Source organism: Pedomonas sp. V897, assembly GCF_051304405.1.
Lineage (GTDB): Bacteria > Pseudomonadota > Alphaproteobacteria > Sphingomonadales > Sphingomonadaceae > Pedomonas.
In genome coordinates, this window is record NZ_JBPPGG010000003.1 from 122,638 (window position 1) to 141,870 (window position 19,233).

Here is a 19,233-nt window from a genome sequence, read left to right on the forward strand (position 1 = left end):
GCGGGTTAACGCTTGGCCGCCCAACTGTGTCCGTACAGACCATGCGGACAGCAGGCGGGCTGCGGCCGGAAAGCCACAGTTCCGCCTGCCCGGCAGCGCCGCGGAGCCAGGCGGCCTCAGTAGTCCTTGGCGTATTGCAGCTGGAGGCTGGTCTCGCCCGCCCGGCCCACCTGCGAGAGGATGCTGAGCGCCCGGGTCAGCTCGATCTGGAGCTGGGTCAGCGTGTTGCCGTGGGTGTCGCTGGTCACCTCCACGTAGACGTCGTCGGTGAGATACTGGCCAACCGCCAGCGACGTGCCGCGCCCGCTGGCCTCGTCTCCGCCCACGATCCGCAACCGGTCGATGCTAGTCGCCTGGCGCAGCTTGCCGAGGGGGTTGAGCCCGCCCCCGCCGCCGCGCAGCGAGGCGACGGCTGCGCCCAGCTGCAGCGCCTCGGTGGCGGACAGCTCGGTGACCGAGCCGCCGAACAGCAGGCGGGAGAGGATCTCGTCCTGCGGCAGCGACGGGTTGGAGGAGAAGGCGATGCTCGGCTGCAATGCCTGCCCGGTCACCTGCAGCTGGGCCTCGATGCCATCGACGGTTGCGCCGGCCACGATGTCGAGGGTTGGCGCGGGCGGGAATTCCCCCGCGAAGCGGATGACGCCCTTGTTCAGCTCGAAGCGGCGGCCCGCGAAGGCGTAGGAGCCGCGCACCGCCGTCACCGTGCCGCGGATGGCCGGCTCCATGACCGGCCCGCCGATATTGAGGTCCACGCCCCATTCGGAATCGAGCCCCATGCCCTGGATGAAGATGCGGTTATCCGCATCCACGTCCACATTGAGCGTGAACTCGAACGGAGACGGCTTCTCCGGCTCCTTCCGGCGAGGCCGGCGCTGGATCGGCACCTCGCCGACGCGCTGCACCTCCAGTTGCGGCACCTCGGCGGCGGCAACGCCGGTGAAGCGGTAGCGGGCCTCGTTGATCCGCAGCTTGCCCTCGATGACGCCCTTGCCCCCCGCGCGCCGGATGGCGACCGGCCCGGTGATGACCGCCTCCAGCGCATCGGTCTGCGCCGCACGCAGGTGGTCGAGCGTGATCTGCACGTTCATGGGCAGGCCCGCCTCCATGTCGAGGTCGGCAAAGCCGGTGGCGGAGAACCCGCCGCCGCCCGGCGAGGTGCCACTGAACTCGGCCAGCTGAAGGCGCGAGCCCTCGAAGCGGGCGTTCAGTTTCACGTCGCGGATGCGGGTGCCGAAGTCCACATTCTCGTAGGACATGTCCGCGCCGCGCACCGTGCCGCGCAGCAGGGGCTGGGCCGGGGTGCCGCTCATGTCGGCGCTGACCGACAGGGTGCCGCCCAGCTCGTGCCCCTTCATGCCGCTGAGCGCCCAGAGCAGCTCGACCGGGCCGCTGAAGCGCAGCCCGCCCGCCAGTGGCGCATCGCGCAGGCGGCTCATCCAGTCTGTCTCCGGCTCCTCCGCCTGCGGGGGCAGGCTGAGGCGCGCTTGCAGCGAGCCGACCACCTTGCCGTCATGGCGCACCAGCGCCCGGACCGCCGCCTGCTGCTCCGAAAGGGAGGCGTTCAGCCCCAGATCGAGCGGCGGCGACTGGGTGCTGAGACCTGCCCGCTGCATGTTGCTGACGACAATGCGCGCCTCGGCGCGGGGCGTGCGCCCGCCGGGCGGCAGGGTGGCAGTCATGGTGCCGGAGGTGGTGCCGGAGAGGCCCATCTCGGGATCGATGGCATCGAGGAAGCTGAGCCCGAGGCCGGACCACTGGGCGGCCAGCCGCGCGGTCTCGCCGGTCTCCCCTTCCACGGTCAGCTTGCCCCCGGCCAGTTGCAGGGTGGCGGGATTGAGCCGCCAGCCCGCCTCCACCCGGTCCGCGACGGCGGGCTGGGCCAGCCGGATGCGCCGCTTCGACAGCGTGCCGTTGAACTGGGTGAGCTGCACCCGTTCGGGCGTCATCTCGGCGGCAAGGTCCAGATTGAACGGCGCGTTGTGCCGCCCGGCCAGGGTCAGGTTCGCCCGGCCCGTGCCGGACTGGTAGAGCACCGTGCCGGAGGTCTGCTCCACCAGCCAGTCGCCATAGCGGATCTGGCGGCCGGAGAAGCGGGCATTCACGTCGGGCGCGCCGTCGGGCAGGCGCAGGCTGGCCTCAAGCTGGGCCTGACCGATGCCCAGCGCCGGGAAGACGGGCGGCCGCGCCTGCCGGGCCTGAAGCGACGCATCCATCCGCTGCACCGCGCCCTCGCCCGCAAGGCGAAGCTGCCCGGTCAGCCCCGCGCCCTTGAGGCTCAGCGCGCCGGCCATGGGCCCGGCCTCGGTCTGCTCGACCCGGCCTTTGAGGGTGAGATCGGCAAGGCTCAGCTCCGATATCTCCGCCGCCAGCGGCCCTTCCTCCAGAACCACGATGGCGCGGCCCCGCAGCGGCCCCTCGGACGAGCGGCCATCGAGCGCCACCGCGTAGCCGCGCGGCTCGGGCGTTGCCTTCAGCACCACATTCCTGAGGCCGATGCCGAGATCCGGCCGGGCCAGCGTAAGCTCCGCCTGCGGGCGGACGGCCTCGCCGCTGGCGTTGATCGCGAAGGGGCCATAGGCGGCGGATTCGCCCTGCCCTGCCAGCACGATGCGCCCGTCCGGCGTGTAGACGCCCTCGGTGAGCGCGAAGCGGAAGCGCGGCGCCTCCAGTTGCGCCACGTTGAGCACGATCGCCCCGCCGGGCCGCTGCCGGGCCGAGACGGTGAGCACCGGCAGCCCGCCGAGAAAATCACGCGCCGCCTCGTTGTCGAGCCGGGTCGCCCGGGCGTTGATGTCGCCGTTCAGCGCCAGCGCACTGGTGCGCGGGTCGAATGCGATGCGGGCGTCGGCCGAGGCGTTGACCACGCCGAACCCGGCCACCTCATACTGCTGCACCGACGCATCCACATCGGCGTCGTAAGCGCCGGAGGCGGGCGCGTAGGCGAACATGGCCCGGCCGTTCAGCCGGTTGGAGCGGAAGGCGAGGTTCTTGGCCCCGATGCGCTCCGGCGTCATCTCGACCGTCCCGTTCACGCGCACCTGCCGCAACAGGCCGCCCACCTGCTCCGGCAGGCCGTCGATGGAGGCGGCGCTGAGGGTAATGGGCGCGGTGATGCGGCCTTCCGGTTCCATCTCGACACGGCCTTCGGCGTTGAGGTCTGTGGCCCCGCGCCCCTCGAAGGCGATGCGGCGCGCCTTCAGGGTATAGGCAATGGTGGGCGTTGCGACCGGACCGTTCAGCTCGGCAGCGAGCGTCACGTCGTCCCCGCTGAGGCCGTCCATCACCGTGGCGGGGGCGAGCAGCCGCCCGTTCACCTCCATGGCCTCGAAGCGGCTGGTTCCGGTGTCGATGGCGCCCTGCGCGTCCACCGCGAAGGCCGGGGCGGACGCGCGGGCGGTAGTGACAAGGCGCGGCTCCTCGAAGCGGGCCGTCGCGCTCACCTCGACAGCGGGCGAGAGCAGGCGCGTTGCCGGCCCCTCCTCCAGCACCAGCGCCGGGCGCACCTGACCCTCCAGCGAGAAGGTGCCGCTGCGCGCCTGAAGGGCGAGGTTCGCCAGCTCCTCCCCGGCCAGTTGCCCGTGGAGGCGGCCGTTCCATGCGCTCCACGGCCCCGCCCCTTCCAGCCGCACCGTCAGCGGCTCGGTGAGCCCGGCAAGCCCGGCCACCAGACCGGCGGCGGGCGCGTCGAGCCGGGCGTCGAGGTCGAGCCGGTCGCGGTCCGGCTCGGCCGCCAGCCGCAGGTGCAGCCGGTCCCCCGCGTCGGCGGCGGAATCGGCGGTCAGGTTCAGCCGCCCGTCCGCCAGCACGCCGCTCGCCTTGAGCGATGCCACAGAGCGCTGCCCCGCCACCTTCGGGCCGATGACGATCCGCTCGGCCGTCAGATCATCCAGCGTCGCGTAGATGTCGGGGAACAGGGGCTGGTCCGGCTCGGGCGGCGTCGGATTGAGGCGCGGCAGGCGGGAGAGCGTGATCTCCGGCGCATGCGCCCGGCGCACCACCACATGCTTGCGCACGAGGGGGCCGGGCTTCCAGTCCACGGTGACCGCCGGGATGGCAAGGAACGGGCCGTCCAGATCGAACAGCACCAGATTGCGGATGGTAAAGCGGCTGTAGAGCGAGCCGTCGATGCGCTCCATCCGCACCCGCAGGCCCGACTCCAGCTCCAGCTTCCCGATCTGGCGGACAAGGAAACCACGGCCCGGCCCGGTGTTGATGGCCAGCACGAGCGCCGCCACGAGGACCACGACCGCCGCCAGGGCGACTGCGCCAGCGCGCAGCACCCGGACCCAGACGGGGCGGGCGCGCGGGGCGGGATTTTCCGTGTCCGTATCCATCAGAAGGCCTGCCCGATCGAGATGTAGACAGCGAATTTCGGGTCACCCGGGCGCCGGTCGATGGCGCGGGCGATATCGAAGCGGAGCGGACCGAAGGCGGTGTAGTAGCGCGCGCCCAGCCCCGCGCCGTAGCGCAGGTCGCTGAACTGCGGCAGCGCGTTGGTGTAGACCTGGCCCGCATCGACAAACGCGACGATGCCATAGTCGCCGAACCGGTAGCGCAGCTCCGTCGAGACCTCGGTCAGGGAGCGCCCGCCAAGCGGGTCGCCGTCCGCATCCTGCGGGCCCAGCTCCCAGTAGCCGAAGCCGCGCACCGAGCCGCCGCCGCCCGCGTAGAAGCGGCGGCTGGGGGCAATGCGGTCGCGGTCCGCCCCCAGAATGGAGCCGAGCGCCACGCGCCCGGCCAGCACCAGATTATCGCCGCTCAGCGGCAGATAGCCGCTCGTGTCCAGCCGCAGGCGGGTGTAGCCGTAAAAGCCGTTCTGCAGGGCGGCTTCGGGCGTTGCCTGAACCGCGGCGCGGAAGCCTCGCGTCGGATTGAACAGATCGTTGGAGCCATCGTATTCCAGCCGCGTGGGCAGCGCGGCGATGAGGAAGGTGCGCCGCTTGCCGTTCTCGTCGCCTTCGTCCGCGAACAGGCTGCGGTCGCGCTGGTTGGTGGCGAGCAGCTCGGCCCCCACCGCATAGCCCCAGCGCCGCCCGAGGCCGATATCCGGCTCCCGCAGCAACCCGACCGCTCCGCGCAGCGCGTAGGCGCTGTAGGCGTCCCGGTTCTCCCGCAGCGCCTCGGTCAGCAGGAACATGCTGCGGCCGCGCTTGCCCGCGTTGGAGCGGCGCACCTCCGCCCCCAGCCGCTGCTCCTTCGTGCCCGCCACCGCCCGCGCCGTGAAGGCGCCCTCGGGCGGGAACAGGTTGCGGTGCGTCCACTCGCCTTCCAGCTTGATGCCCTCGCCCGTGGCATAGCCGCCGCGCGCCGCCAGCCGCCGCTGCGGGCCCTTGGTGGTCTCCACCTCCATGTCCACCACCGCAAGGCCGTTGTCCGTGCGCTGGTCGGTGAGCACCGGCCGCAGCGCCACGCTGGAGAACAGGCCGGTGGCGATGAGCGCCTGGCGCAGGTCCTCCACGTCGCGGCTGTCGTAGGGGTCGCCGCTCCTGAACCGGGCGAGAACGTTCAGGTGATCCTCATCGAACAGCCGGTCGCCGGTGATGCGGATGTCGCCGTAGACGCTGGGCGGCCCCGGCGTCACCGGCAGGGTGTAGAGGCCGGTGTATTCCAGATCGTCGATCAGCACCTGCCGCACGCCCACCTCGGCAAAGGGATAGCCGCGCTGGGGCAGCTTGAGGCGCAGCTCGGCCTCCGCCGCCTCCACCCTGGTCGCAACGATGGGGTCGCCCTCGAACAGCGGAAACAGCTCCCGCACCGCCGCGCGGGTCGCCTTGTCCGTGGCGCGGGGGAACTGGAGCCGGATGTCGCTGAAGGTGTAGCGCGGACCGGGGGTAACGGTGAGGGTCACATCGACCCGCCCGTCCTCGTCGGCAACCGGCGCCAGGGCGATGTCGACCGTCGCGGCGTAGTAGCCCTCCGAGGCCAGCAGGCGGCGGATCAGGTCCGCGTCGGACCGGGCGCGGCGGTTGATCTGGGCCGCCAGCGCCCCGCCGTTGCGCTCGGCAATCAGGCTGGAGAGGGACTTGAACTGGCCTTCGAGCCCCACCGCGTCCAGCCCCTCGGTGCGGACGGAATAGCGCAGCGTCCGGTTGGCGAACCGGCGGCGGTCGCTCCGCCCCTCAGCGGGCGGAAAGGCGTCCAGATCCGGCCAGGGCACGGCAATGTCGGGAATCTCCGGGATATCCGGACTCTCCGGGATGTCCGGCAGGTCGCCGGGCGCTTCCCCGGGCCCCGCTGCCGCTTCTTCCACCGCCTTGTCGGCGGGCGCATCCGGGGCAGGCTCCGCCACCTCCTGCGCTGCCGCGGACTGCCACGGGAACGGAGCAAGGCCCAAAAACATCAAGGAGATGAGGCGGAACGGCAGGCGCATAAACTTACCAACGCAGAGCTTGGGCCAAAGTGCCCGCCACCGGATTGCAGCGCCCCATCTTCGTCCAGCCCCTGACGGTTTCTATAAGCAATTGACAATAAAGCACTATCTCATCCCAACGGCATGACGGAACTTGCCCCGCTTGTCAAAGCCGCAGCAACGCGCCCCCTGCCGCCGCCGCCGTTTCCGCCCCGCTTCGCATCCTGCGGCCCGGCCCCGCGTTCAGGACACGAGAACCCGGAACCGCAAAAGGGGGGGTGGCCCATGCGTCCCTTTGCAGCCTTGCCGTCAAGGCGCGCGTTACCCATACTCCAGCATGGCGTGGCGGCAATTCAGGAACAGGTGCCAGACCATGGCTGACTCCGAACTCGCCCTTCTTCTCGCCCGTTTCCAGTTCGCCTTCACGGTGAGCTTTCACTTCATCTTTCCCGCCTTCTCCATCGGCCTTGCGAGCTATCTCGCCGTGCTGGAGCTGCTGTGGCTGCGCACCCGGCGGGAGGTCTACCGGAACCTGTTCCGCTACTGGGTGAAGATCTTCGCCATCACCTTCGCCATGGGCGTGGTCTCGGGCATCGTGATGTCCTACCAGTTCGGCAGCAACTGGTCGGCCTTCTCCGACAGGGCCGGGCCGGTCATCGGCCCACTCATGGCCTATGAGGTGCTCACCGCCTTCTTCCTGGAAGCGGGTTTTCTCGGCGTCATGCTGTTCGGCCTCAACCGGGTCGGCCCCAGGCTGCATTTCGCCGCCACGCTGATGGTGGCGGTCGGCACGGCGATCTCCGCCTTCTGGATCCTCTCCGTGAACAGCTGGATGCAAACCCCGCAGGGCCACGTGATCAGCGAGAACGGCCAGTTCCTGCCGGGCGACTGGCTGGCCATCATCTTCAACCCCAGCTTCCCGTTCCGGCTCGTGCACACCGTGCTGGCCGCCTATCTGACAACGGCGCTGGTGGTGGGGGCGGTCGGCGCCTGGCACCTGCTGCGCGACCGCACCAACAAGGGCGCGCAGCGCATGTTCTCCATGGCCATGTGGATGATCGCCATCGTCGCGCCCATCCAGATCGTGGCGGGCGACCTGCACGGCCTCAACACCTTGCAGCACCAGCCGATCAAGATCGCCGCCATGGAGGGGCATTTCGAGAGCTACCCCGAGGGGCGCGCGCCCCTCATCCTGTTCGGCCTGCCGGACGAGGAGGCCGCCACCGTGCGCGGTGCGGTCAAGGTGCCAAGCGGCTCGTCCCTCATCCTCAACCATGACCTCAACGCACCGCTCAAGGGGCTGGATTCGGTGGACCGGTCCGAGTGGCCGCCGGTGGCCATCGTGTTCTGGTCGTTCCGGCTCATGGTCGGGCTCGGCGTGCTGATGTTCGCCCTGGGCATGGTCAGCCTCTACGCCCGCTGGCGCGGGCGGCTCTATGACTGGCCGCTGCTGCATCGCTTCGCCGTGCTGCTGGGGCCGGCCGGGTTCCTCGCCGTGATCGCGGGCTGGGTGACAACGGAAGTGGGCCGCCAGCCCTACACGGTCTACGGCCTGCTGCGGACGGCGGACTCGGTCTCGCCGCTGGGGGCGCCCGCCGTCGCCTCCTCGCTGGTTGCGTTCGTCGTCATCTACTTCGCGGTGTTTGGTGTCGGCACCTGGTATCTCCTCCGGCTCATGGCCCATCCGCCGCACCGGGGCGAGCCCGGCATCGAGGAAGGGCCGGACCGGCCGATCCGCACCGCCGGCATCACCCCCGCTCCCTCAGTCAATCCCGAGCGCTCGCTCCACCCCACCCTTCCGGCCAAGTGAGGCGACGATGGAATACAACTTCGACCTGACGCTGCTCTGGGCCTGCATCATCGCCTTTGCCGTGTTCGCCTATGTGGTGATGGACGGCTTCGACCTTGGCATCGGCATCCTCTTTCCCGCGCTCCACGTGGGGGAGGAGCGCAACGTCGCCATGAACTCCATCGCCCCGGTGTGGGACGGCAACGAGACCTGGCTGATTCTCGGCGGCGGCGGGCTGATGGCCGCCTTCCCGCTGGCCTATGCGCTCATCCTGCCCGCCATCTACGCCCCGCTCATCGCCATGCTGCTGGGGCTGATCTTCCGGGGCGTCGCCTTCGAGTTCCGCTGGCGCGACCCCGGCCACCGCGCCTTCTGGGACGCAGGCTTCTTCGGCGGCTCGCTGGTGGCGGCGCTGAGCCAGGGCATCATCCTCGGCGCGGTGCTTCAGGGCATCACCATCGACAAGGCCGCCCGCACCTACGCCGGCGGCTGGTGGGACTGGCTGACCCCGTTCAGCCTGGTGACCGGCGCGAGCGTGGTGATCGGCTACGGCCTCCTCGGCGCCACCTGGCTCATCATGCGCACCGAAGGCGGGCTCCAGCACAAGGCGCGCAACTACGCGCGCTGGTTCGGCGCGCTCATGCTCATCGCCATCGCCGTGGTCAGCGGCGCGACGCCCTACCTCAGCAATGCCTACTTCGAGCGCTGGTTCGCCTGGCCCAACGTGCTGTTCACGGCGCAGGTGCCGCTGCTGGTGGCGGTAACGGCCATCGCGCTCTACATCGCCCTCAAGCGGCAGTGGGAGCACTGGCCGTTCCTGCTCTCGCTCATCCTGTTCGCCCTCACCTTCATCGGGCTCGGCATCAGCCTCTACCCCTACATCGTGCCGGATCAGGTGACGATCTGGGAGGCCGCCGCGCCGGAGAAGAGCCAGATCTTCATGCTGGTGGGCGCAGGCATTCTGGTGCCGCTCATCCTTGCCTACACCGGCTATGCCTACTGGGTGTTCCGGGGCAAGGTGGGGCACGAGGGCTACCATTGATGCGGCCCGACACCGCCCCCGGCCCTCTGTGGAAGCGCCTGCTGTGGTTCGTCGGGCTGTGGGCGGCGGGCGTCGCCGTTGTCGGCGCGGTCGCCTGGCTCCTGCGCCTGTGGATCGCCTGACGCACCCGGCGCCTGCGCCAGACAACCCCCTGCGACAGAAGGGACATTTGCGCTTCGCGAAAGTCCGGCTATGAGAGGCTCATGATCCGCCATCGCCCAGACCGCAACCGCGCCCTGCACGCAGCCCTGCTGCTGCTGACGCTGCTTGCGCTGTTCTGGCGGGCGGTCATTCCCGGCGGGTTCATGCCCGACTGGCAGAACGGCGGCCTTGTCGTCACCCTCTGCACCGAGCAGGGGCTGGCCACCGCCGTGCTTGGCCCCGACGGCAAGCCCAAGGCCGCCGGGGACGCCGCGAAGGCCGAGGGCTCCTGCGCCTTCGCCAGCCTCGGCCTGCCCCTGCTGCCCGCCGCGCCCGCCGCGCTGCTGGCGCTGGCGCTGGCGTTCGTGCTGCTCTCCGGCCGCCGCCCGGCCGCGCCGGTTCCGTGCCGCCAGACCCTGCGGCTGCGCCCGCCGCTGCGCGCGCCTCCCGTTTCCGTCCTTGCCTGAACCAGATCCCTCGCTGATCCATTCAAGTGATGGCGCGCGGATGCACGCGCGCCCGGAAAAATGGGAAAGACCCATGACGAAATTCGCATCCCTGCTGGCCGCCGCGCTGGCGCTCTCCACCCTTGCCGCTCCGGCAGCCCTCGCCCACGCCTACAAGGCGGGCGACATCTCCATCAAACACCCGTGGTCGCGCGAGACCGCGCCGCGCGCCAAGACCGGCGCGGGCTACCTCACCATCGTCAACGGCGGCGGCGAAGCCGACCGGCTCATCGGCGGCACCAGCCCGGTCGCCGAGCGGCTGGAGGTGCATTCCGTCACGATGATAGACAACATCATGCGGATGCGCCACCAGGAAAACGGCGTCGAGATTCCCGCAGGCGGCACCCTGGAGCTGAAGCCGGGCGGCTACCACATCATGCTCATCGGCCTCAAGGCGCCGCTGAAGGCAGGCGAGAGCGTGCCCGCCACGCTGGAGTTCGCCAAGGCGGGCAAGGTGGACGTGACCTTCAAGGTGGAAGCCCTGTCCGGCGCGGCCGCGACGCCCGCCCCGGCCGCCAGCCACGGCACCCACGGCGAGACGCAACATCATGGCAAACATTGATCGTCTGCGTGCCGTCCGCCGCATCCTGTGGGCCGTCGTCGCGCTGACGCTCGCCGGCCTCGCGGTTGCCATCGTGGTCAAGCGCAGCGAGCCGCCCGAGGCCGGGCAAGCCGCCAGCGCGGCGCGCCCCGCCATCGGCGGGCCGTTCACGCTGACCGACACGGAAGGCCGCACGGTGACCGAGGAAAACCTGAAGGGCAAACCCTTCGCCATTTTCTTCGGCTTCACCCGCTGCCCGGACGTGTGCCCGACCACGCTCAACGACCTGAGCCTGCTGCACCAGCAGCTCGGGCCGGATGGCGACAGGCTGAACATCGTCTTTGTCTCGGTGGACCCGGAGCAGGACAGGCCCGAGGATATCAAGCAGTACCTCACCCTGTTCGATGCGCCGATCATCGGCCTCACCGGCACGGACGAGCAGCTGGCGGAAATCACCCGCGCCTACCGGGTGTATTTCCGCAAGGTGCCGCAGGGCGCAGACGATTACACCCTGGATCACACGGCGACCGTGTTCCTGATGGATGCGGACGGACAGTTCGTCAGCACCATCGACCTGCACGAGTCCCGCGAGGTGGCCTTGCGGAAGCTGCAGCGCCTCATCGGCCGCTCCGCCTGAGAGCGTCGCCTCGGTCCATGACCCAAGGGCGGCGGAAGGGGCACTCCGCCGCCCGCCTGTAAAGTTTAGGGGGAATAACCCGCTATGAAGATCTTCCATGGCGTCCTTCTGGCCGCCGCAAGCCTTGCCGCGCCGTGCGCGCAGGCACAGAACACCGACTTCGCGGTGGGCGATATCGTCGTCACCGCCAAGGGCATGGCCCGCTCCACCGCGGGCGTGCTGACCTCCGTCGACGTGCTGGGCGGCGACATCGCCCAGCGCCAGAGCGTGGACAATACCTGGGAAATGTTCGCCCGCCTGCCGGGCGTCACCCTGACCGATTTCGACCAGGGCACCACCTCCGGCCGCTTCTCCATTCGCGGCTTCAACGGCGAGGGCGAAATCAACGCGGTGAAGCTGCTGATCGACGGCATCCCGAGCAATGCCAACGATGGCGGCATGGGCTTCATCGACATGGTGATGCCGCTGGAAATCGCCGGTATCGAACTGGTGCGCGGCACCTCCGACCCGCGCCACGGCCTGCACAGCATCGCGGGCAACGCCAACATCCTCACCCGCACCGGCGGCACCTACCTGGACGCCCGCCTGCTGGCGGGGGCCTATGCCACCGTCGAGGGCCAGGTCTCGGCAGGCTACGAGACCGGAAACGGCTTCAGCCAGAATTATTTCGTCGGCTACCGCGACACCGGCGGCTACCGCGACCACGCGGATCTCGACCGCCTCAATCTGGCGGGCAAGTGGTTCCAGACCCTCGGCGCGGTGCGCGTGGGTGCCATCGCCCGCTATTCCCGCGCCACCGCGCAGGAGCCCGGCTATCTCACCGAGGCCGACGCCGCCCGGGACCGCCGCCAGTCCCTCGACGTGTCGGAGACCGACGGCGGCAAGCGCCGCCTCCAGAGCTACAGCCTGCATCTGGACGCGGACCTCGCCCGCGCCCTCTCCCTCACCGCCAAGGCCTACGCCAACGGCTACCGGGACGACCGCTACGTGCGCTTCTCCGAAAACGTCTCCCAGCAGCGCCGCCTGACGAAAGAATGGCAATACGGCGGCCTGTTCGCGCTGCACTACCACCCGCACATCGCCGGACTGCACAGCGTGATGCTCGAAGCGGGCGGCGACTTCCAGATCCAGAACAACAAGAGCCTGCGCTGGCTCACCGAGCGGCGCGCGGCCACCCGGCAGACCCGCGATCACGACTTCGACATGACCGTCTACGGCGGCTACGTGCAGGCGATCATCGAGCCGACGCCCTGGCTGACCCTCACCCCCGCCTGGCGCTTCGACAAGGTCTCCGGCGACTTCACCGACCGGCTGGCGGACGCGCGCTACGACATCAACGACTACGGCACCATCAGCCAGCCGAAATTCAATCTGGCCGTCGTGCCGATGGCGGGCCTCACCCTCTACGGCAACTGGGGCCGCACCTTCCAGATCGGCGTCGGCTCGGGCGCATACAAGGTGCCGCCGCGCGTGAGCGACCTCGACCCCTCCGTCAACGAAGGCTGGGAAGCGGGCGTGAAATACGCCGCCGGCACCTGGCTCACCCTGCGCGCCGCCGTGTGGAAGCAGACCGCCTCCGGCGAGATCAAGCGCCGCCTCAACGACCCCTCCGGCGATTTCGACAACCTCGGCAAAACCCGCCGCCGGGGCCTCGACGTGCAGGCCAGCCTCTCGCCCCTGCCCACGCTCGACCTGTGGGCCGCATGGTCGCGCCAGCGCGCCATCATCGCGGAGCCGGACCCCGCCACCCCGTCCCAGCGCGGCAACTGGATCGACCACGTGCCGCGGAACCTGTTCTCCGGCGGCATCGACTACACGCCAACCCAGGGCCTGCGCCTGTCCCTGTGGGGCAACGGCCAGTCCCGCTACGAACTGACCCCCGCCAACAACGTCGGTCGCTACGGCAACTACGCGGTGTTCAACTTCGAAGCCGCCTACCAGCTCACCCCGGCCGTCGAACTGTCCGCCCAGATCAACAACCTGGCGAACGAAAAATACGAATACGCCTGGCACGACGGCACACAAACCCTCCTCGCCCCCGCCCCCGGCCGCGCGGCCTATGGCGCTATCCGGGTGCGGATGTGAGTTTTTGAGGGGGATTTTTTTGGGGGGATTTTTTTGATTGCAGGAGGGTCTCGGACCCTCCTGCACCTCCCTTTCGTTTTGTCGGGCCGTGTTTCCGGCGCTTCATCCGCAACACTAAAAAACAGGGACGCACCCGGTCGAACCCAGGTGCGTCCCTTTTATTCCTCAATGTTGCGTACCGGCCGAGTGGCCGGGTGCATCCTGAAAAAGACCGGGAGGTGCAGGAGGGGTAAGCCCCTCCTGCAAAAAAAATTCAAAACCTCCAGACCACCAAAATCACCCTGCCAGTCCGTAGGACCGCAGCAGTGCGTCGGGTTTCGGCTCACGCCCCCGGAAGGCGATGAAGCTTTCGAGGGCCGGGCGGGAGGCGCCTTTGGCGAGGATGTGTTCGCGGAAGGCGAGGCCTGCGTCGCTGCTGAGCACGCCCACTTCCTCGAAGCGTTCGAAGGCGTCTGCGGAGAGGAGTTCGGCCCACAGGTAGCTGTAGTAGCCTGCGGCGTAGCCGCCCGCGAAGATGTGGGTGAAGGCGTGGGGGAAGCGGTGCCACTCCGGCGGGACGATGACCGCCACTTCCTGCCGGACCTCGTTCAGGAGGTCGAGCACGTTGACCGGCTGCTCCGGGCTGTATTCCAGGTGCAGGCGCAGGTCGAACAGGGCGAATTCCAGCTGGCGGACGAGGAACATGCCGGCCTGGAAGCGCCGCGCGGCGAGCATTTTCTCGAGGAGCGCGTCGGGCAGCGGCTCGCCGGTCTGGTAGTGGCCGGAGAGCAGGCCGAGGGCTTCCTTGTTCCAGGCGAAGTTTTCCATGAGCTGGCTCGGCAGCTCGACCGCATCCCACTCGAAGCCGGTGATGCCGCCGACGGAGGGCAGGTCCACTTCCGTCAGCAGGTGGTGCAGCGCGTGGCCGAATTCGTGCAGCAGGGTCAGCACGTCGCGGTGGGTGAGCAGCGCGGGCGTGTCCGCCGTTGCCGGCGCGAAGTTGCAGGTGAGGTAGGCGACCGGCCGGTGCACCTTGTCCGCGTCGCGGAAGCGGGAGCGGCACACGCCCATCCACGCCCCGCCCCGCTTGCCGGAGCGGGCGAACAGATCGATGTAAATACCGGCGAAGGCCTCGCCCTCGCGGTTGTGCAGCTCGTAGAAGACGGCATCCGGGTGCCAGGTTTCCACGTCGTCCCGGCGCACCAGGGTAATGCCGAACAGCCGCTCGAACAGGGTGAAGGTGCCGGAGAGCACCCGGGGCAGCGGGAAGTAGGGCTTGATCTGCTCCTCGTTCACCGCGAAGCGGGCGAGGCGCAGTTTTTCGGAGGCGTAGCCCACGTCCCACGGCTGAAGGTCCTCGATGCCGAGTTCCGAGCGGGCGAAGGCGCGCAGCTCCTCCAGATCCTGCCGGGCAACCGGGCGGGCCCGGGCGGCGAGATCGCGCAGGAAGTCGATCACCTCCTGCGGGGTGCGGGCCATCTTGGGCTCCAGCGAGAGCGCGGCGCTGTTGGCGAAGCCCAGCAGGCTTGCCGCCTCGTGGCGCAGCGCCAGAATGCGGGCGATGCGCTGGCTGTTGTCGAACTGCCCCGCGTTCGGCCCCTGATCGGACGCGCGGGTGTTGAAGGCGTGGTAGACGCGCTGGCGCAGGGCGCGATCATCGGCATAGGTGAGGATCGCCTGCACGCTCGGCTGGTGGAGCGTGACGAGCCAGCCCTCCAGCCCCCTGGCCTGCGCGTAGGCGGCGAGCACGCCCTTCTCCGAGGCGGGCAGGCCGCTCAGCGCCGCCTCGTCCGTGAGATGCTCGGACCAGGCTTCGGTCGCATCCAGCACGGCGTTGGCGAATTCGGTGGAGAGGGTGCTGAGCTCGATGCCGATCTCGCGGAAGCGGGAGCGGTCCGGCTCCTCCAGCGCGACGCCGGAGAGGCGGAAATCGCGCAGGCTGTGCTCGACGAGCGCCCGCGCCGCGGGCGAGAGGGTGTTGAGGCTGCCCATCTCCGCCACGGCGCGGATGGCGGCGTAAAGCTCCCGGTTCTGGCCCACTTCCAGGTAATGGGCGGTCAGCTTCGGCTGGGCCTCGCCATAGGCGGCGCGCAGCTCGGGCGTGTCGGCGACGCTGTGCAGGTGGGAGACGGGCGCCCAGGCGCGGCTGACGGCGAAGTCCGCCCGCTCCTTGGCCATGAGCACATCCTCGAAGGTGCGGGGCGTCGAGGCGTCGGTGATGCGCGCCATGGCGGCCGCGTGCTCGCTCAGCACGGCCTCAACCGCCGGGGCGACATGCTCGGCGCGGATTGCGGCAAAGGCGGGCAGTTCCGCGTCCAGAAGCAGCGGATTCGAGGAGTGAGTGGAAATGGCGGCCTCCTGTGGTGCTCGGTCTGTTTCGGCTCGGTTCCGGCTTGGTCCTGATGCCGCCGCGCCCGGGCCGGGCGGGCGGAAATTCCTGATCCGTTCCAAGCAAGTGCGGCCTTGGGCCCCTGATTTCAAGAGGCATCCGAACGCGCGCAATCTGAACGCACGGCGGAGCCCGCCGTGCCCTGCCCTTCCGGCACGCGGTTCGGTGGCGGGGGGACGGCGGCGCATTTCGCGTCACTCGCGATGGAAGCGCCCGCAATTTCCCCGAAAACGTGAAATCGACGCTACGGGGGTTTAAACGCCCGATGAGAGGTTTTTACCTATCACCGGTAGGGCGGTACCGACCCACCCCGTTTTGGCGCTGTAAGGGGCCTTTACGGGCGACGGCGAGGCATTCCGGCGGCGACCCTCGCCCTGCCCCGCCAGCAGCGCCACATAGGCGTCCAGCATACGCCCCGCATCGAAGGTGCGCGCCCGCACCTTCAGCAGCGCGGCCTCGCGCGGCTGGGCCATGTGCCATTCCATGGCGGCGGCCAGCGCCTCGGCGTTGTCCACCGGCACCAGCGGGCCGTAGCGGCCGTGGGCCAGCACTTCGCGCGGGCCGGTGCGGCAATCGGTTGCCACCACCGGGCAGCCGCACGCCAGCGCCTCCAGCAGCGCGTTGCTCGACCCCTCCCACGCGGAGGAGAGCACGAACAGCGCTGCCCGGGCAAGATAGCGGTGCGGGTTGGGATCGAAGCCGGCCAGGCGCACATCCTGCGCGATGCCGAGCCGGGCCGCCTGCCGCTGAAGTGCGGCGCGGGCCCTGGCCGAGCCCTCGCCCAGAATGACGAGGCGGCAGGGGCGCGTCTGGCGCAGGCGGGCAAAGGCGTCCAGCAGCAGGGGGAAATTCTTCTGCTTGACCAGCCGGCCGATGCCGAGAACCACCGGCGGCGCGCCCGGCGCGAACCACGGGTCGTCGAGCGGCGCCTCCGCCCGGCCCGCCACCCAGTCGAGCGGCACGCCGTTGGGGATGACCGAGACATGCCCCAGCTTCAGCGCCTCCTCCATCTGGTGCGCGAGATCGCGCGACACGGCCACCACCTGATCGGCCCGGGCGAAGACGCGGCGCATGAGGGTGCGGGCGACCAGCCCGCGCACCGCCCCGGCCACAGCGGCGAGCGGGCCGCCGCGCCGGTGGAACAGATCGTTGCTGGCGCGCATGACGAGGCGGGCGGGATGGCGGGCGGCCGTATTGGCCTCGGCGGCGAGCCAGTGCACATGGTTGCCGCTGGAGAGCAGCACCCGGGGACGCCGGCCGGCGAGCGCCCGGGCGAGCGTGCGCGTTGCCAGCGCAATGGCGAGGGCGCGATGACGGCAGCGCTTCAGGAGGGGGTTGGCGTCGGCCAGCGCCAGCACCGATACGCCCGGCGGCACCTCGCCCGCCAGGGCGCCATCCGCATGGACCACCCACAGCTCGGTGCGCAGGCCTTGCGCGCGGGCGGCGGCGGCGATGCGCAGCGCGTTGCGCACCACGCCGCTGCCCCGAAAATCGTAGACGAGAACGGCCAGATCGAGCGTTGCGGTCTCGGGGTGCGGCCGGGGGAAAACCGGAGCGTGCATCATAGGGGCAACCACCGCCGTTCGTGGGTGATGTGGATGTAGCCAAGCCGCGCGCCCAGACGCACGCCGACCCCGCTGTAGACCGGCACCAGGGTGACGGACTTGCGATGATCGACGCCCACGTCTCCGCCTGCCCCCACGTAGACGCCAGCCTGCGCCATGGGGCGGCGGCCGAAGATGTCCTCAACGGCGCGCAGGTTGTAAACCAGGATGAAGACCCTGGAGGCGTTCGCCCCCGCGTCCAGTCCGATGGACGGCCCCTGCCAGTAGAGACGCCGGGTAATGCGCCGCCCCTCGGCATCGGTGAACACCAGCTTGCCCGAGCCGTAGCGCAGGCCGCCGATGAACCCGGCGCTCACTTCCTCGCCCGCGATATAGCCGGTCGGCACGCCGTACTCCGCCACCGCCTTCTCGATGGCCTCGGCGACGCCGTGGCTCACGTCGCCGAAGAATTCGTCCGCCGCCGCGATGATGCCGCTGCGGCGGCTCTCCTCGGCGGAGGAGAGCGCCTCCTTCGCCGCGGACGTCTCCGCCGGGGCCGCCGCCGGAGCCTCCGCGGAAGCCACCGCGGGAGCCTCCTCGGCCCGGGCGGCGGGCGGCGCGGCCAGCAGCGGCAGCACGAGCGCGGCCGCAAGCAATCGGGGCCGGCGCGCGCATTCAAGGAGACGGTGCAGAATCATCATGCCCCGCCTTTTAGGGGCGGGGCATGACAGAAGCCTGACGAAGGACCGGCGTGCGCCGTTTTTCCTTTTCCGGCTCTTTTTCCTTTTCCGGCGCTCCGGGGGCGATCAGCGCCGCCCTTCGAGGTAATCGTTCAGCACCTCGTGGAAGCGCCGCACGCGGGTTTCCTGCCCGGTGAGATAGGCGTCCTGATAGGCCTCCGAGCGCAGGCCCTGCTGCTGCTGCTCGGCGACCGAGAGGTCCTGCGACAGGAAGTCGCCGATGCCCAGCTCCGCCAGGTGATTGGTGAAGCTGTTGGTCTCGTGCTCCGCCTCCTCGTAGGGGCGCATGCCGTAGATGGTCGGCACCTCGGTGCGGCCCTCGATGCGGGGCACCATGTACCAGTAGTCGAACGTGCACTTGTTCGGATCATCCGGGTGCGGCTCGGTGCGGAAGAAGTGCAGGCCGTCCGACGTGCCGGTGATGGTGACGTTCGGGAACAGGGTGTGATGGAGGTGATCCGTCAGCTCGTCGTCGTACATGGTCTCGAAGTAGGTGTAGCCGCGCGACGGCCCGAGACGGCGCTTGGCCTCCTGAAGCGCCAGACGCCCGTCGCGGGCGCGGCCCTGGAAGTCATCGGGATTGAGATCCCACTCGCGCAGCATGTCGGCCCAGGCGGGCTCCACCTCGTTCGGGAACTTGGAGCGCATCGACGGCTGGCCCCGCTCGATCATCCGGTTGTGACCACTCGGGTACATCTCGAAGATGGTGTTCTTGTAGTCTTCGTCGATGATCGCCTGCATCTGCGGGTGCACCGTCGGCAGGTGATAGCTCTCGTTGAAATTGTCCGACGCGAACTTCCAGTTGGTGTTCACCGTCAGCGTGCGCCAGATCACGCGCACCCAGTTGTCCAGATCGCGGCTGGCCAGGAGATCGGGAATCGGCTCCAGATATTCCAGCAGCGGCTTGGCGTTCGGGTCGAACGAATACCACACGAAGCCGCCCCAGGTGCCGCAGGGCAGCTCCTTCAGCTTCAGCTTGCCGCACGGGTTGCCCTGGGGGAAGTCGTCCGGGTCCTGCACGTCCTGAAGGCCGCCGTCCAGGCCCCACTTCCAGCCGTGGTAGGCGCAGGACAGGGCCTTGGTGATCGAGCCGCTCTCCACCGCCACCAGCCGGTTCCCGCGATGAAGGCAGACGTTGTAGAAGGCGCGGATCGAACCGTCGGTCTGTTTGATCATGATGACCGACTCGTGCATGAAATTGTGCACGATGAAGTCGCCCGGCTCCTCAAGCTGGGCCGTGCGCCCGCCCACATGCCAGACGCGCTTCCACATGTACTTCCATTCGCGCTCGGCGAATTCCTTGCTGTAGTAGCGATCGCCGGTGATCGGGTCGCCGCGGACGGCGGGCGGCTGTGCCTTCGGGTGGGTGGGATAGCCGGGCTTGCCCTTGCTTTCGATCTTCGTGGCGATGGTCATGTGTACTCCCCTTCTTGCGTCGCGAGCGACTTTTGAACGATCGTACAATACGACGTCCCGCCAGAGGGAGACACA

Annotated in this window: 13 protein-coding genes; 7 read left to right on the plus strand and 6 right to left on the minus strand. The window is 69.4% G+C overall.

Annotated elements, in window-relative coordinates:
- Positions 1–116: 116 nt before the first annotated feature.
- Entirely contained in the window at positions 117–4,334 is a 4,218-nt protein-coding gene (locus ACSJJU_RS09615) for a translocation/assembly module TamB domain-containing protein (RefSeq protein ID WP_435915175.1), read from the minus strand.
- Entirely contained in the window at positions 4,334–6,289 is a 1,956-nt protein-coding gene (locus ACSJJU_RS09620; RefSeq protein ID WP_435915176.1) for an autotransporter assembly complex protein TamA, read from the minus strand. The genes ACSJJU_RS09615 and ACSJJU_RS09620 overlap by 1 nt, the downstream gene beginning before the upstream one ends.
- Positions 6,290–6,722: 433 nt before the next feature.
- On the opposite strand from ACSJJU_RS09620, the gene ACSJJU_RS09625 reads away from it, so the two are divergent.
- The 7 genes from ACSJJU_RS09625 (at position 6,723) to ACSJJU_RS09655 (ending at position 13,090) form a co-directional block, all read left to right on the plus strand.
- Positions 6,723–8,159: a cytochrome ubiquinol oxidase subunit I gene (locus ACSJJU_RS09625; protein WP_435915177.1), complete on the plus strand. Its 1,437-nt coding sequence runs from the start codon at positions 6,723–6,725 to the stop codon at positions 8,157–8,159.
- Between the two features lie 7 nt (positions 8,160–8,166).
- On the plus strand, positions 8,167–9,180 hold the full coding sequence (cydB, locus tag ACSJJU_RS09630; RefSeq protein WP_435915178.1) for a cytochrome d ubiquinol oxidase subunit II: 1,014 nt from the start codon (positions 8,167–8,169) through the stop codon (positions 9,178–9,180).
- Positions 9,180–9,302: a DUF2474 family protein gene (locus ACSJJU_RS09635; RefSeq protein WP_435915179.1), complete on the plus strand. Its 123-nt coding sequence runs from the start codon at positions 9,180–9,182 to the stop codon at positions 9,300–9,302. The genes cydB and ACSJJU_RS09635 overlap by 1 nt, the downstream gene beginning before the upstream one ends.
- 81 nt (positions 9,303–9,383) lie before the next feature.
- Complete coding sequence (locus tag ACSJJU_RS09640) at positions 9,384–9,788, plus strand: hypothetical protein (RefSeq protein ID WP_435915180.1); 405 nt, start codon at positions 9,384–9,386, stop codon at positions 9,786–9,788.
- Between the two features lie 73 nt (positions 9,789–9,861).
- Positions 9,862–10,389 (plus strand): copper chaperone PCu(A)C, encoded by a 528-nt coding sequence (locus ACSJJU_RS09645; RefSeq protein ID WP_435915182.1) that lies wholly within the window; start codon positions 9,862–9,864, stop codon positions 10,387–10,389.
- Entirely contained in the window at positions 10,376–11,005 is a 630-nt protein-coding gene (locus ACSJJU_RS09650; protein ID WP_435915183.1) for an SCO family protein, read from the plus strand. Before ACSJJU_RS09645 ends, ACSJJU_RS09650 begins: the two co-directional genes overlap by 14 nt.
- An 84-nt stretch (positions 11,006–11,089) precedes the next feature.
- Positions 11,090–13,090 carry a TonB-dependent receptor gene (locus ACSJJU_RS09655; RefSeq protein WP_435915184.1) on the plus strand — a complete coding sequence of 667 codons (2,001 nt, stop codon included), beginning with the start codon at positions 11,090–11,092 and terminating at the stop codon, positions 13,088–13,090.
- A 276-nt stretch (positions 13,091–13,366) separates the two neighbouring features.
- Here ACSJJU_RS09655 and ACSJJU_RS09660 read toward each other — a convergent pair whose 3' ends face one another.
- From ACSJJU_RS09660 to ACSJJU_RS09675, 4 genes are all read right to left on the minus strand, one after another.
- The gene (locus ACSJJU_RS09660; RefSeq protein WP_435915433.1) at positions 13,367–15,418 is read right to left on the minus strand and encodes a M3 family metallopeptidase; all 2,052 of its coding nucleotides are present in this window, start codon (positions 15,416–15,418) and stop codon (positions 13,367–13,369) included.
- 294 nt (positions 15,419–15,712) lie between these two features.
- Entirely contained in the window at positions 15,713–17,023 is a 1,311-nt protein-coding gene (locus tag ACSJJU_RS09665) for a glycosyltransferase (RefSeq protein ID WP_435915186.1), read from the minus strand.
- Positions 17,020–17,703, minus strand: a complete 684-nt coding sequence (locus ACSJJU_RS09670; RefSeq protein ID WP_435915187.1) for an EipA family protein — start codon at positions 17,701–17,703, stop codon at positions 17,020–17,022. The genes ACSJJU_RS09665 and ACSJJU_RS09670 overlap by 4 nt, the downstream gene beginning before the upstream one ends.
- Positions 17,704–17,808: 105 nt before the next feature.
- A complete protein-coding gene (locus ACSJJU_RS09675) occupies positions 17,809–19,158 on the minus strand; it encodes an aromatic ring-hydroxylating oxygenase subunit alpha (RefSeq protein ID WP_435915188.1) in 1,350 nt (449 codons plus the stop codon).
- Positions 19,159–19,233: the final 75 nt, after the last annotated feature.